This window comes from Rhizobium sp. 01T437 (genome assembly GCF_056398505.1).
This window is the reverse complement of the sequence record NZ_JBFTPM010000006.1, coordinates 554,616-568,619: the sequence shown is the minus strand read 5'-3', so window position 1 is coordinate 568,619 and position 14,004 is coordinate 554,616. Positions and strand designations below refer to the sequence as shown.

The window sequence follows — 14,004 nt, the reverse complement described above, 5'->3', positions numbered from 1 at the left end:
GCTCAGAACTCCAGGGTGGGAACATCGAGCCAGCGGCGCTCGGCCCAGGATTTCAGGCCGAGTTCTGCAAGCTGCACGCCCTTGGCGCCGGCTTCCAAGCCGTAGGGCCACGGAGCATCTTCGACGACGTGGCGGATGAACATTTCCCACTGCGCCTTGAAGCCGTTGTCGAAGACCTGCGTATCCGGCACTTCGTCCCAGGTCTTATAGAAGTCGATGGTCTGCGGCTGGTCAGGATTCCAGACCGGCTTCGGCGTATTGACGCGGTGCTGGCTCCAGCACTTGGTGAGGCCGGCAACGGCCGAGCCATGTGTGCCGTCCACCTGGAAGGTCACGAGGTCGTCGCGACGAACGCGTACGGCCCAGGAGGAATTGATCTGTGCGATCGCGCCGCCTTCCAGTTCGAAGGTCGCATAGGCAGCATCGTCAGTGTCGCAGTTATAGGGCTTGCCCTGTTCATCGATACGGCTGGGAATATGGGTTGCACCCAGGCAGGAAACGGCCTTCACCTCACCGAAGAGATTGTCGAGCACATAGCGCCAGTGGCACAGCATATCGAGAATGATGCCGCCGCCATCGGCCTTGCGATAGTTCCAGGACGGGCGCTGGGCCGGAACGCCCCAGTCGCCTTCGAAGACCCAGTAGCCGAATTCGCCGCGCACTGAGAGGATCTTGCCGAAGAAGCCGGAATCGCGCAGCAGCGCCAGCTTGCGCAGGCCGGGCAGGAACAGCTTGTCCTGTACCACGCCGTGCTTGAGGCCCGAAGCACGCGCCTTGCGCGCAAGGTCGATCGCGACCTGCAGATCGTCGGAAATCGGCTTTTCGCAATAGACATGCTTGCCGGCATCGAGCGCCTTGGTGAGAAGCTCGGCGCGCATCAGCGTCGTGCCGGCATCGAAGAAGATGGTGTCATCGGGATTGGCGAGCGTAGCATCCAGATCGGTCGACCAGCGCTTGATATTATGCTTGCGGGCAAGCTCCTCCATCTTCGCGCCGTTACGGCCGACGATGATGGGATCGATTTCCAGTTTTTCGCCTGATTTCAGCGCGATGCCGCCTTGATCGCGGAAGGCGAGAATCGACCGAACGAGGTGCTGATTGTAGCCCATACGGCCGGTAACGCCGTGCAATATGATCCCCAAACGTGCCATTTTTCCCTCCCTGGAAGCTTTTATGCGTCGGGAGCGGGCAGTCGGGCCCGGCCCTCCCGAGCCGGTAACTAAACAGTTACTTGATGGCAGAAGAGGAATATTGCTGTCAATAGCCAATTCGGGTTTTTGAAAATCAGCGCTTTATCGAGGCGAGCGTGACGTGAACGATATGTCGTTCCCAGGCTTCGAGATTGGCAGGCGTAATGAGATCGCGGCCGAAGATGGTCGAAAGCGTGTACTGGTTGGACAGGTAGAAATAGCCGAGCGAGGCGATTGTCAGATAGACATGCAGCGGGTCGGCAGTCTCGATGAAGACACCCGCCTTCTTGCCTACTTCCAGCACCTGCGAAAGCTCGCCGATCAGATGCGAATGCAACTCCTTGAGCCGCACGGACTGGCGCAACCAGCGGGCGCGGTGCAGGTTTTCCGTGCCGAGCAGGCTGAGGAACTCCGGATGCTGCAGGAAGTAGCGCCAGGTGAAGAGGGCAAGTTCCCCAATGCCCTCCTCAGGGCTGCGGGTGCCGATGTTCAGTGCGCGTTCGGCGGTGCGGATGCTGACATAGGCCTCCTCAAGCACACGCAGATAGAGCTGCTCCTTGTCGCCGAAATAGTGATAGAGCATGCGCTTGTTGGTGCCGGCGCGCTCGGCGATGGAATCGACACGCGCACCACCCATGCCGTTTTCGGCAAATTCCCGTGTCGCGGCTTCAAGAATGGCCGCACGGGTACGCTCCGGGTCGCGTTGGGCGGTTCGCTCGGCGGACGGGCGCTTGATTTTCTTTTTTGCGCTCTCCCCAGTGTCGTTCATCAGATTTCCCCTATTTTCCCCTGTTGCGCTCATAAGGCTTAAGCGGAAGAATGTAAAAACCCGATTTTGCAAACGCAACCGGGCCACCAACACCGCTTGACAGCCCGGAGGCTTTGAACATAGCTTGTAACCAATTAGTTATTTGTTGCAAGATAGCTAGTTAGGAAGCGTGTGGAGGCGCTTCCTATTGGGAGGAGGAAAACCAATGTCTTTTCGTGTAAGCAGACGTAATTTCATGGCGGGCGGAGCAACGCTCCTTTCGCTGTCAGCGCTCGGAAACGGCGCTTTTGCCCAGGAAAACCGCCTGCGCCTCATCTGGTGGGGCTCTCAGCCGCGCGCTGACCGCACCAACAAGGTCTCCGACCTTTTCAAGGCGAAGAACAGCGGTGTTTCGATCACCGGCGAATTCCTCGGATGGGCTGATTACTGGCCGCGTCTTGCCACGCAGGTGGCTGGCCGCAACGCGCCCGACGTCATCCAGATGGACTACCGCTATATCGTCGAATACGCCCGGCGCGGCGCTCTTGCCCCGCTGGAATCCTATATGCCGTCGAAACTGCAGATCGATGATTTCGATCCGGCGCAGATCGAAGGCGGCAAGGTCGACGGCCACCTGTACGGCGTCAGCCTCGGCGCGAATTCGGCGGCCACGGTCATCAACACTGTCGCCTTCCAGGAAGCCGGCATCGATGTGCCGACCAACAAGACGACCTGGGAAGAATTCGGCAAGATCGGCGCCGAAATCACCAAGGCCGGCAAGCGCAAGGGTTACTTCGGCTTTGCTGACGGCAGCGGCGGCGAGCCGCTCTTCGAAAACTACCTGCGCCAGCGCGGCAAAGCGCTCTACACGGCGGATTCGAAGATTGCTTTCGCTGCCGAGGACGCCGCGGAATGGTTCGACATGTGGGCCAAGTTCCGTGAAGCTAAAGCCTGCGTAACGCCTGATATTCAGGCGCTCTACAAGGATACGATCGACACCAGCCCGCTCACCGTTGGCAAGGCTGCCTGTGACTACGCCCACTCCAACCAGTTCGTTGGTTATCAGGCGATGGTCAAGGACAAGCTGATGCTCAGCAACTACCTCAGGATCAAGCCGGACTCGAAGGGCGGCCATTACCGCAAACCTTCGATGTTCTTCTCGGTTTCCGCACAGTCGAAGGTGATCGATCAGGCTGTCGATTACGTCAACTTCTTCGTCAAGAACCCCGATGCTGCCAAGATACTCGATGTCGAGCGCGGCATTCCGGAATCGAAGGCGATGCGCGAAGTCGTCGCCGGCAAGCTCGATGAAACCGGCAAGATCCCGCTCGAATATGTCGCCGGTCTCGGAGATCTCGCCGGCCCGCTTCCGCCCCCGCCGCCGACCGGCGCCGGCGAAGGCCAGGTCGTGCTGCGCACCATCTCGGAGCAGGTAGCTTTCGGCCAGCTTACTCCAGCCGATGCCGGCAAGCAGCTTGTGGATGAAATCACGCGAATTCTCGCGCGGGGTTGATCTCATATGACCAATGCGATGCGCACGTCTGTAGGGACGGTAACCGTGGAAAGATATCAGGGAGTGAAGGCTGACGGACGCTTTCGGCGCCTATGGAACGCCAATGCTCCCGGCTATCTCTTTCTGCTGCCGTGGCTGGTAGGCTTCTTTGGCCTCACGCTCGGCCCGGCCCTGATTTCGCTCTACCTCTCCTTCACCGACTTCGACATGTTGAGGGCGCCGGGTTGGGTAGGGGCCGCAAATTACGTGCGCATCGCAACGGCCGATCCGAAATTCGCATCGGCCATGTCAGTCACGCTGACATACGTCGTGCTGTCGGTTCCGTTCAAGCTGACCTTCGCCCTGCTCGTCGCTCTCGCATTGAACAGGGGTCTGCGCGGGCTGCCGATCTACCGTGCGATTTTCTACCTTCCGTCTCTTCTCGGCGGCAGCGTTGCGATTGCCGTGCTGTGGCGCCAGCTCTTCGCCAGCGATGGCCTCGTCAATGCCGCGCTTGCGCAATTCGGTATCGTCGGCCCAAGCTGGATCTCGCATCCGAGTTACTCGATCTATACGCTGGTGGCTCTCTCCGTCTGGCAGTTCGGTTCGCCGATGATCATATTCCTGGCTGGTCTGCGTCAGATCCCGCAGGATATGTATGAGGCGGCAAGCCTCGACGGCGCCTCGAAATTCCGCCAGTTCTACAAGATCACCCTGCCGCTTCTCACACCTGTGATCTTCTTCAATGCTGTCGTTCAGACGATCGATGCCTTCAAGGCTTTCACACCCGCCTTCATCATCTCCGGCGGCACGGGCGGTCCGATCAATTCGACGCTGTTCTACACGCTCTATCTTTATCAGGAGGCCTTCGGCAATTTCCGCATGGGCTACGCCTCGGCGCTCGCCTGGATCCTCGTGGTGATCATCGCGATTTTCACCGCCTTCTCCTTCCTGACCTCGCGCTACTGGGTGCACTACGATGACTGAGATGACCGCTTCCGTCACCGCGGCCAGGCCGCCATCGGATATCACCAAACGCAGCCTCCCGGCTTCGATCATCATCCATGCGCTGCTGATCGCCGCCTCGTTGCTGATGCTCTATCCGCTCCTGTGGATGGTGTCGGCATCGGTCAGGCCGGAAAACGAAATCTTCTCGTCGACCTCGCTCATCCCGTCGTCGGTCGATTTCTCCTCCTATGTGCGCGGCTGGACCGGACTCGACATCACCTTCGGCCGGTTCTTCTGGAATTCGCTCGTCATCTCGCTGCTGGTCGTGGCGGGCAATGTCATCGCCTGTTCGCTGACGGCCTTCGCTTTCGCACGGCTGCGGTTTGCCGGCCGGAACTTCTGGTTCGCGATCATGCTCGGCACGCTGATGATCCCCTATCATGTGACGCTGATCCCGCAATATGTGCTCTTCCTCGACCTCGGCTGGGTCAACACCATTCTGCCGCTGGTCGTGCCGAAGTTCCTGGCCAGCGACGCATTCTTCATCTTCCTCATGGTGCAGTTCTTCCGCGGCATTCCGCGTGAACTCGATGAAGCCGCGATGATGGATGGCTGCAGCGCCTGGCGCATCTATTGGAAGATCATGCTGCCGCTGTCGCTGCCGGTTTTGGCCACAGCCGCGATCTTCTCCTTCATCTGGACCTGGGACGATTTCTTCGGTCCGCTGATCTACCTCAACGACATGAACACCTACACGATCCAGCTCGGCCTGCGCACTTTCGTGGACTCCACCAGCGCATCGGACTGGGGCGGACTGTTCGCCATGTCGACGCTCACGCTCGTGCCCGTGTTCTTCTTCTTCCTGTTCTTCCAGCGCCTGCTGATCGAAGGCATCGCCACGACCGGCATGAAGCGTTGATGGATCGGGCAGGAAAGCCAGACAGGGAAGAATGACATGAGCATCAAGACAGTCGCGATCATCGGCTGCGGTATCGGCCGCTCTCACATCGTCGAGGGTTATCTGCCGCATCCGGACAAGTTCAAGGTCGCGGCGATCTGCGACCTGAACGAGGAGCGCCTGAAGACGATCGGCGACGAATTCGGCATCGAACAGCGCACGACCTCCTTCGATGAACTGCTTGCCGATGATAGCATCGACATCATCGATATCTGCACGCCGCCGGGCATCCATAAGGAGCAGGTCTTAGCCGCTCTGGCCGCCGGCAAGCATGTGGTCTGTGAAAAGCCGGTTACCGGCTCGCTCGCCAGTGCTGACGAAATCATCGCGGCCGAAAAGACTGCCAAAGGCACGCTGATGCCGATCTTCCAGTATCGTTATGGCGATGGCGTCGAGAAGGCCAAGCGCATCATCGACGCCGGTCTCGCTGGCAAGTTCTACATGGGCTCGGTCGAGACCTTCTGGCGCCGCAAACCGGAATATTATGCCGTGCCCTGGCGCGGCAAATGGGCAACCGAACTCGGTGGCGTCCTCGTCACCCATGCGCTCCATTTGCACGACATGCTCTTTTATCTCGCTGGCCCGGCAACCCGCGTCTTCGGCCGCGTGGCAACCCGTGTCAACGAGATCGAGGTGGAAGATTGCGCCTCCGTCAGCCTGCAGATGCAGAACGGCGCTTTCGTCTCGCTGTCCTGCACGCTCGGTTCGCAGAACGAAATCAGCCGGCTCAGGCTTCATTTCGAAAACATCACCTTCGAAAGCAATCATGAGGCCTATGCGCCTGGCCAGGATCCCTGGCAGATCATCGCTGCCGATGATGAAGTACAGGCGAAGATCGATGCCGTCATCGCCGACTGGCAGCCCGTGCCGCTACGCTTCAACACGCAGATGCTGCGCTTCCACGATTATCTGATGGGCAGAGGACCGCTTCCGGTGACGAGCGCGGATGCAAGGCGTGCGCTGGAGCTGGTCACGGCCATCTATCAATCCTCCGATAGCGGCGCTGATGTCGCCCTGCCGATCGGTCCTGACAGCCCGAAATACGCCGACTGGCGTGCAAGAACCAAATAAGAGGGGATTTCGGAACATGGCAACGAGTGTCGTTCTTCAGAAAGTCGAGAAGCGCTATGGCCAGCTCGACGTTATTCACGGCATCGACCTGACGATCGATCCCGGCGAATTCGCCGTCTTCGTCGGCCCTTCTGGCTGCGGCAAGTCCACGCTGCTGCGCATGATCGCCGGCCTTGAGGAAATCTCCGGCGGCGCGCTGCTGCTCGACAATGAGCGCATGAACGAAGTGACGCCCGCCAAGCGCGGCATCGCCATGGTCTTCCAGTCCTATGCGCTCTATCCGCATATGTCGGTCTACAAGAACCTCGCTTTCGGCCTCGAAACCGCGGGCTACAAGAGATCTGAGATCGAGCCGAAGGTGCGCCGCGCCGCGCAAATCCTGCAGATCGAGAAGCTGCTGGAACGCAAGCCCAAGGCTCTATCGGGCGGTCAGCGCCAGCGTGTTGCGATCGGCCGCGCCATCGTGCGCGAGCCGCGCATCTTCCTCTTCGACGAGCCGCTGTCCAACCTTGATGCCGAACTGCGTGTGCAGATGCGTGTCGAGATTTCCCGCCTGCACCGCAGCCTTGGCAATACGATGATCTACGTGACCCACGACCAGGTGGAGGCCATGACCATGGCCGACAAGATCGTCGTGCTGAACTCCGGCCGCATCGAACAGGTCGGCGCCCCGCTCGACCTGTACAACAACCCCGCCAACCGCTTCGTCGCCGGCTTCATCGGCAGCCCGAAGATGAATTTCCTGAGTGCAAAGATCGAAAGCGTCACAGACACTGGCTCGACGGTCAATGTCTGCGGCAATTCCATTCAGCTCGGTCGCAGGCTTGCCGGTCAGGCTGGCCAGAACGTCACCTTCGGCATCCGCCCCGAGCATCTTTCCTTGGCGGAGGGCGGCGCCGTCCTTTCGACCGTCAATGTCGATCTGGTCGAAAATCTCGGCGGCGCCACGATGCTATACGCCACGACGCCGGACAATCAGCCGCTCACCATCGCGCTCGATGGCCAGCAGAAGGTCGAACGCGGCACCAATGTGAAGGCCTCCTTCGATCCGGCGCGCTGTCACGTCTTTGATGACGCTGGCAAGACGATCTAATTAGCCCGGCTTGACAGCCTATCCTTCTCAAGCCCATCATTTCATTGAGGGCTAAGAGGGGGATACGCGTGACGCCTGAAGAGAGGATTCATGCGCTTGGCATCTGGCAAGGCCCGATCGACATAACCCCGATCACCGGCGGCCTCACCAACCGGAACTACTTGGTGAGAGATGGCGCGCTGCGGCGCGTCGTACGTCTGGGCGATGATATTCCGGTCCATCATATCAGCAGGCAGAACGAGCTTGCGGCGAGCCGCGCCGCCCATGCGGCCGGCATCTCGCCCGCCGTTATCCATCACGTGCCAGGTGTGCTGGTTCTCGATTTCATCGATGCCGCGCCGCTGTCGCCCGAAGACATCCGCAAGCCGGAAACGCTTGCTCGTGTCATTCCGTTGATCCGTGCCTGCCATCACGACATGGCCCGCCATTTCCGTGGTCAGGCGATGATCTTCTGGGTGTTTCATGTGATCCGCGATTACGTCGCGAACCTGAAGGCCGCAAACAGCGCTTATGCGCCATTGCTGGATGGCTTGCTTGAGAAGGCCGAGCGTCTCGAGGCGGCGGCCGGCCCTTTCGAGATTGCCTTCGGCCATAACGATCTGCTCGCCTCCAACTTCCTCGATGACGGAAGGCGGCTCTGGTTGATCGACTGGGATTATGCCGGCTTCAACACGCCGCTCTTCGATCTCGGCGGTCTTGCCTCCAACAGCGAGTTTTCCGAAGAGGCGGAGCGCCTCATGTTGGAAGCTTATTTCGACCGGCCGCTGACTGATGATCTCAACCGCCGCTACCGTGCCATGAAATGCGCCTCGCTGCTGCGCGAGACGCTCTGGAGCATGATCTCCGAAATCCATTCGACCATCGATTTCGACTACGCTGCCTATACCGCCGAAAATCTCGCCCGCTTCGAGCGCGCCTATTGGGCATTTGAACAGGATCATTGAATGACGAAGGAATTACCGAAGACGGCAAAGGCCGTGGTCATCGGCGGCGGCATCATCGGCTGCTCGACCGCCTATCATCTGGCCAAGCTCGGCTGGACCGATACGGTGCTCCTAGAGCGCAAGAAGCTGACGTCAGGCACGACATTCCACGCCGCCGGCCTCGTCGGCCAATTGCGCACCAGCGCCAACATCACCCAGCTTCTGGGATATTCCGTCGATCTCTACAAGAAGCTCGAAGCCGAGACAGGTCTCGGCACCGGCTGGAAGATGAATGGCGGCCTGCGGCTTGCCTGTAACGAGGAGCGCTGGACGGAGGTCAAGCGTCAGGCGACGACAGCCCAGTCCTTCGGCCTCGAAATGCATCTCCTGAACCCGCAGGAAGCTTTCGATCTCTGGCCGCTGATGACGACAGACGATCTCGTCGGCGCCGCCTATCTGCCGACGGATGGTCAGGCCAATCCCTCCGACATCACCCAGGCGCTGGCAAAAGGCGCCCGCATGGCCGGCGTCTCGATCTTCGAGGACACCGAAGTTCTCGATCTCGAAATCGACAGGGGCAGGATCCGCGCCGTCATCACCGGACAAGGCCGCATCGAATGTGAGCGGGTCGTGATCTGCGCCGGCCAATGGACCCGCAGTTTCGCCGCCCGCTTCGGCGTCAATGTCCCGCTCGTCTCCGTCGAGCATCAATATATCATCACCGAATCCTTCGGCGTGCCCTCCAATCTTCCGACCCTGCGCGATCCCGATCGCCTCACCTATTACAAGGAGGAGGTCGGTGGCATGGTCATGGGCGGCTACGAGCCGAACCCCATCGGCTGGGCTCTGGACGGCATTCCTGATGGTTTCCACTACACGCTGCTCGACAGCAATTTCGATCATTTCGAGCAGATCATGGAGCAGGCGCTCGGCCGTGTCCCGGCGCTGCAGAATGCCGGCATCAAACAGCTTCTGAACGGGCCGGAGAGTTTTACCCCCGATGGCAACTTCATTCTCGGTGAAGCGCCTGAGCTGAAGAATTTCTTCGTCGGCGCTGGCTTCAATGCCTTTGGTATTGCCTCTGCCGGCGGCGCCGGCATGGCGCTTGCCGAATGGGTGACGAAGGGTGAGCCGCCCTACGATCTCTGGCCGGTCGATATCCGCCGCTTCGGCCGCCCGCATTTCGATACGGACTGGGTCCGCACGAGAACGCTGGAGGCCTATGGCAAACACTACACGCTGGCCTTCCCCTTCGAGGAATACTCGAGCGGCCGCCCTTGCCGAAAGTCGCCGCTCTATGAACGGTTGAAGGCGCAGGGCGCGTGCTTCGGCGAAAAGCTCGGCTGGGAACGGCCGAACTGGTTTGCCGATCTCTTCGCCAATGAAGAGCCGAAGGATGTCTATACCTATGGCCGCCAGAACTGGTTTGATGCCGTTGGCCGCGAGCACAAGGCCGTGCGCGAGGCAGCGGTCATCTTCGATCAGACTTCTTTCGCCAAATTCGTGCTGAAGGGCAGGGATGCTGAGGCAGCATTGTCATGGATTGCCGCCAACGATGTGGCAAAGCCCGTCGGATCGCTGATTTACACGCAGATGCTGAATGACAAGGGCGGCATTGAATGCGACGTCACCTGCGCCCGCATCGCCGAAAACGAATATTACATCGTCACCGGCACCGGCTTTGCCACGCATGATTTCGACTGGATCTCGCGCAACATTCCGGATGGCCTTCACGCTGAGCTCGTCGATGTCACCTCCGCCTACACCGTGCTCTCGCTGATGGGGCCGAACTCCCGTGTCATCCTGGAAAAGGTCACGACCAGCGATGTCTCCAACGCTGCCTTCCCCTTCGGTCGCGTCAAGACCATCGGCATTGCCGGCTGCCCCGTGCGGGCTCTGCGTATCACCTATGTCGGCGAACTCGGCTATGAACTGCATGTGCCGATTGAATATGCGACGACCGTCTATGACGCGCTGATGGCGGCGGACGGGCAGTTCGGCCTCGTCAATGCCGGTTACCGCGCCATTGAAAGCTGCCGCCTGGAAAAGGGCTACCGCGCCTGGGGCTCCGATATCGGCCCCGACCACACGCCAGTTGAAGCCGGTCTCGGCTGGGCTGTGAAGATGCGGAAGAACACGCCCTTCAAGGGGCGCGAGGCGATTGAGCGCCAGCTCGAAGGCGGTGTGAAGAAGATGCTCGCCTGCTTCGTGCCTGACGATCCCGATATCGTTCTGCTCGGCCGCGAAACCATCTATCGTGACGGCAAGCGTGTCGGCTGGCTTTCCAGCGGCGGATACGGCTACACCATCGGCAGGCCGATCGGTTACGGCTATGTCCGTAACCCTGATGGTGTAACGGAGGATTTTGTCCTCTCCGGCAATTATGAACTGGATGTCGCCCGCGAGCGCGTGTCCTGCAAGGTTAGCCTGAAACCACTCTATGACCCCGAGATGCAGCGGATAAGGGCCTAGAACGGTTGTGACGGGAAGCAAATTCCGCGGATGTTTCCTCATCCCTGTGGCAGGTATAGGGATGAGGAAGTTTCGCTAACTCTTCAATATAGTGGCAGCCTGTTGTCCTGGATCAGGATCTCCAGCTTGTTCGCCACATCCTCCATCCATGCGGCATTCCCGGTAAGCGCCTTCGGGAACAAGCCCGGCAGGCCGAACAGAGCTGTCGAAACCGCTCCACCATTGCGTGGCACACCGTCGAGAAGTGCTGCAATCTCTCCCGCCCGCGGGTCACGCAATTCGTAGCGTTCTCCATTGCGATCGATGCCGATAGCGTAGCGCATCCAGGCGGCGACAGCGATTGCATAGGTCTCCGCCTTGCTGCCCTTGGCAAGCGCTTCCGTGGCTGGTTCCAGCAGGCGCTGCGGCAGTTTCTGCGTGCCGTCCATGGCGATCTGATAGGTGCGGTGGGCGATCGCCTTGTTTGCAAAGCGTGCTATCAATTCGTCCGCATAGGCGTCGAGATCGATGCCCGGAACAGAATCCAGCGTTGCTGCCGCCGCATTCATCTGCCGGCGCGCAAGTGCTGAAAGTCCTGCATCATCCATGACGTCGCGGATAAATTCATATCCTGCTATATAGCCGAGATAGGCGAGCAGAGAATGCGCTCCATTCAACATGCGCAGCTTCATCTTTTCATAGGCCGAGACTTCCTCGACCATCAGCGCGCCGTGAACCTTTTCCCAGGCCGGACGGCCGTTGACGAAATGGTCCTCGATCACCCATTGGGTAAAGGGTTCCGTTTCGATTGCCGCCATGTCCGTGCGGCCCGTCAGCCGCTTGGCATCGGCATAGGTCGCATCGGTGCTTGCCGGCGTGATGCGGTCGACCATCGTCGAAGGAAAGGGCACGTTCGCCTCGATCCAGCCGTGCAGCTCCGGATCAATGCGGGCAGTGAATTCCAGCACCAGACGCTTCAGCACCGCACCGTTGCTCGGCAGGTTGTCGCAGCTGAGCGGCGTAAAGGGTGTTATGCCCTTCTGCCGGCGCCGTGCCAGACCCTCGACGAGATAGCCGATGACGCCGCGCGGCGCATGCCGGTTGGCGAGGTCGGCGACGATATCGGGATGCTTGAGGTCGAGCCCTCCGGTTGCCGGATCGAAACCATAGGCCTTTTCCGTCACTGTCATGCTGACGATGCGGATATCAGGGTCTTCGAGCCGTGCCAGCAGGCCCGCCGGATCGCGCGGCGCCACATGCGCCTTTAGGATCGAGCCGATGACGTGAGCCGTCGTGCCCGAGGTGTCGCGGATCAGCACCGTATAGAGCCCGTTCTGGGCGGAGAGATTATCCGCGACATCGGGGGTGCGCAGGCTCGCCACCTCGATGCCCCAGTCACCGCCGGCAGCTGCCAGCGCGCCATCCGTGAAAGGCGCGAAATGCGCACGGAAGAAGGCGCCAGGGCCAAGATGCAGGATGCCGGCCTTCAGCGCATTCCGATCATAGGCAGGAAGCTTCGCCGTCGGCGCAAGGCCGGTCACGTTCTGCAGTTTGTCGCTCACAGCTTGTAGGCCTTCTTCGCATTGTCATAGGAAAGTTCGCGCGCGACGATCTCGGCTTCCTTCCTCGAAATCCGGTGCTCGACACTGAGCTGCGCCAGGAAACGGCAGATCTCGCGGCGCCAGACATCATGACGGGCGGGGATCGACAGCAGCGCACGCGTATCGTCATTGAAGCCGGCGAGATTGGCAAAGCCAGCCGTCTCCACCACTTGGTCGAGGTAACGGCGGATGCCAAGCGGGCTGTCGTGGAACCACCAGGGCGGGCCGATCATCAGGCAGGCCCAATGGCCGGCCATCGGCGCGAGCTCCCGGGCATAGGTCGTCTCGTCGAGCGTGAAGAGCAGGATGCGCAGGCCTGGTGCATGGCCGTATTTCGACAGCAGCGCGTTGAGGCCGCCAACCCAGTCGGTACGCGTCGGAATATCGGCGCCCATATTCGGTCCACGCGTCTCGAAAAGCTCGCGGTCGGTATTGCGGCGCGAGCCGGCATGGATCTGCATCACCATGCCGTCTTCGGCAGAAAGACCGGCCATTTCCGTCATCATCTGCCCGCGGAAAAGTTCCGCATCGGCGGCTGAAAGCGGTCCCTTCAGCGCCTTGTCGAGCAGTGCTTGCTTCTCGGCAAGCGGCAGATCGGCTGTAAAGGCGGTCGGCACGCCGTGGTCGGTCGCCGTCGCTCCGAACTGGCGGAAATAGGCGCGCCGCTTGCGATGTGCCTCGATGAGGCCATCCCATTTGGTGATGTCGCAGCCGGTGATCTCTCCGAACTTGATCAGATTGTCGCGGAAACCGACGGCATCGGGATCGGTGACGCTGTCGGGCCGGTAGGTCGTGCGTACTTTGCCGATCCATCCGTCCGCCGCCATCTTCTGGTGATGCGGCAGCGGATCGAGCGCACCTTCGGTCGTGGCAATTGTTTCGATACCGAAACGCTGATGCAATGCCCGCGGCCGGAACTCCGGAAGCTTGAGCTGCGCATTGATGTGGTCGTAGAGCGCATCGGCGTTGTCGGTCGTCAGCGGTTCGGTGCAGCCGAGCACTGCTGACATGGCATGATCGACCCAAAGGCTAGACGGTGTTCCGCGGAAAAGATGGTATTTGGCGGCGAAAGCACGCCAGATATCGCGGCCGCTCGAAACCGTCTTGCCATCGAGACGCGGTACACCGAGCTGGTCAAGCTTGGTGCCGGTGCTGTGTAACATACGGAAGAGATAATGATCGGGAATGACAAGGAGCGAAGAGGCGTCTTCGAAGGCCTTGTCGTCAGCGAACCAGGAGGGTTCGGTGTGCCCGTGCGGGCTGACAATCGGAAGAGCGCGCACCGTCTCATAGAGATCGCGCGCTATTGTCCGCGTTGCCGGATCGGCGGGAAAGAGCCGGTCCGGATGAAGAAAGCCATTGCCTACATCCATCAGTTTTCCTCCCTGATGGATAACGGCCTACCCCACATCATTAGACGCGGCAAGGGCTTTTGGTAACCAGACGGTCCACTTTCGGAATCGTTTTTATGGGGGCTCGAAACCATTGACGCCCCCGCCTATTTCGGCTTTGGAATGCCACCTGATATC

General features: G+C 60.1%; 11 protein-coding genes. 7 read left to right on the top strand and 4 right to left on the bottom strand.

The window, feature by feature from the left end; translation table 11 throughout:
- Positions 1 to 2: 2 nt before the first annotated feature.
- Together AC1DM5_RS15885 and AC1DM5_RS15880 are read right to left on the bottom strand one after the other, a co-directional pair.
- Entirely contained in the window at positions 3 to 1,151 is a 1,149-nt protein-coding gene (locus AC1DM5_RS15885; RefSeq protein WP_477820761.1) for a Gfo/Idh/MocA family protein, read from the bottom strand.
- A gap of 133 nt (positions 1,152 to 1,284) precedes the next feature.
- Complete coding sequence (locus AC1DM5_RS15880; RefSeq protein ID WP_113320463.1) at positions 1,285 to 1,959, bottom strand: TetR family transcriptional regulator; 675 nt, start codon at positions 1,957 to 1,959, stop codon at positions 1,285 to 1,287.
- 205 nt (positions 1,960 to 2,164) lie between these two features.
- On the opposite strand from AC1DM5_RS15880, the gene AC1DM5_RS15875 reads away from it, so the two are divergent.
- The 7 genes from AC1DM5_RS15875 to AC1DM5_RS15845 all read left to right on the top strand — a co-directional run bounded on the left by AC1DM5_RS15875 (position 2,165) and on the right by AC1DM5_RS15845 (position 10,895).
- The gene (locus AC1DM5_RS15875; RefSeq protein WP_477820762.1) at positions 2,165 to 3,451 is read left to right on the top strand and encodes an ABC transporter substrate-binding protein; all 1,287 of its coding nucleotides are present in this window, start codon (positions 2,165 to 2,167) and stop codon (positions 3,449 to 3,451) included.
- Between the two features lie 6 nt (positions 3,452 to 3,457).
- On the top strand, positions 3,458 to 4,417 hold the full coding sequence (locus AC1DM5_RS15870) for a carbohydrate ABC transporter permease (RefSeq protein ID WP_477820763.1): 960 nt from the start codon (positions 3,458 to 3,460) through the stop codon (positions 4,415 to 4,417).
- Positions 4,410 to 5,297, top strand: coding sequence for a carbohydrate ABC transporter permease (locus AC1DM5_RS15865; protein ID WP_376776552.1), 888 nt, complete (start codon positions 4,410 to 4,412; stop codon positions 5,295 to 5,297). The genes AC1DM5_RS15870 and AC1DM5_RS15865 overlap by 8 nt, the downstream gene beginning before the upstream one ends.
- Positions 5,298 to 5,333: 36 nt before the next feature.
- Positions 5,334 to 6,407 (top strand): Gfo/Idh/MocA family protein, encoded by a 1,074-nt coding sequence (locus AC1DM5_RS15860; protein WP_477820764.1) that lies wholly within the window; start codon positions 5,334 to 5,336, stop codon positions 6,405 to 6,407.
- 16 nt (positions 6,408 to 6,423) lie between these two features.
- Positions 6,424 to 7,500, top strand: a complete 1,077-nt coding sequence (locus tag AC1DM5_RS15855; RefSeq protein WP_477820765.1) for an ABC transporter ATP-binding protein — start codon at positions 6,424 to 6,426, stop codon at positions 7,498 to 7,500.
- A gap of 68 nt (positions 7,501 to 7,568) precedes the next feature.
- Positions 7,569 to 8,444, top strand: coding sequence for a phosphotransferase (locus tag AC1DM5_RS15850; RefSeq protein WP_477820766.1), 876 nt, complete (start codon positions 7,569 to 7,571; stop codon positions 8,442 to 8,444).
- A complete protein-coding gene (locus AC1DM5_RS15845) occupies positions 8,445 to 10,895 on the top strand; it encodes a GcvT family protein (protein ID WP_477975226.1) in 2,451 nt (816 codons plus the stop codon).
- Positions 10,896 to 10,978: 83 nt separating this feature from the next.
- Here the strand turns inward: AC1DM5_RS15845 and AC1DM5_RS15840 are convergent, their stop codons facing one another.
- On the bottom strand, positions 10,979 to 12,436 hold the full coding sequence (locus AC1DM5_RS15840) for a mannitol dehydrogenase family protein (RefSeq protein ID WP_477820768.1): 1,458 nt from the start codon (positions 12,434 to 12,436) through the stop codon (positions 10,979 to 10,981).
- Positions 12,433 to 13,848: a glucuronate isomerase gene (uxaC, locus tag AC1DM5_RS15835; RefSeq protein WP_477820769.1), complete on the bottom strand. Its 1,416-nt coding sequence runs from the start codon at positions 13,846 to 13,848 to the stop codon at positions 12,433 to 12,435. Before uxaC ends, AC1DM5_RS15840 begins: the two co-directional genes overlap by 4 nt.
- Positions 13,849 to 14,004: the final 156 nt, after the last annotated feature.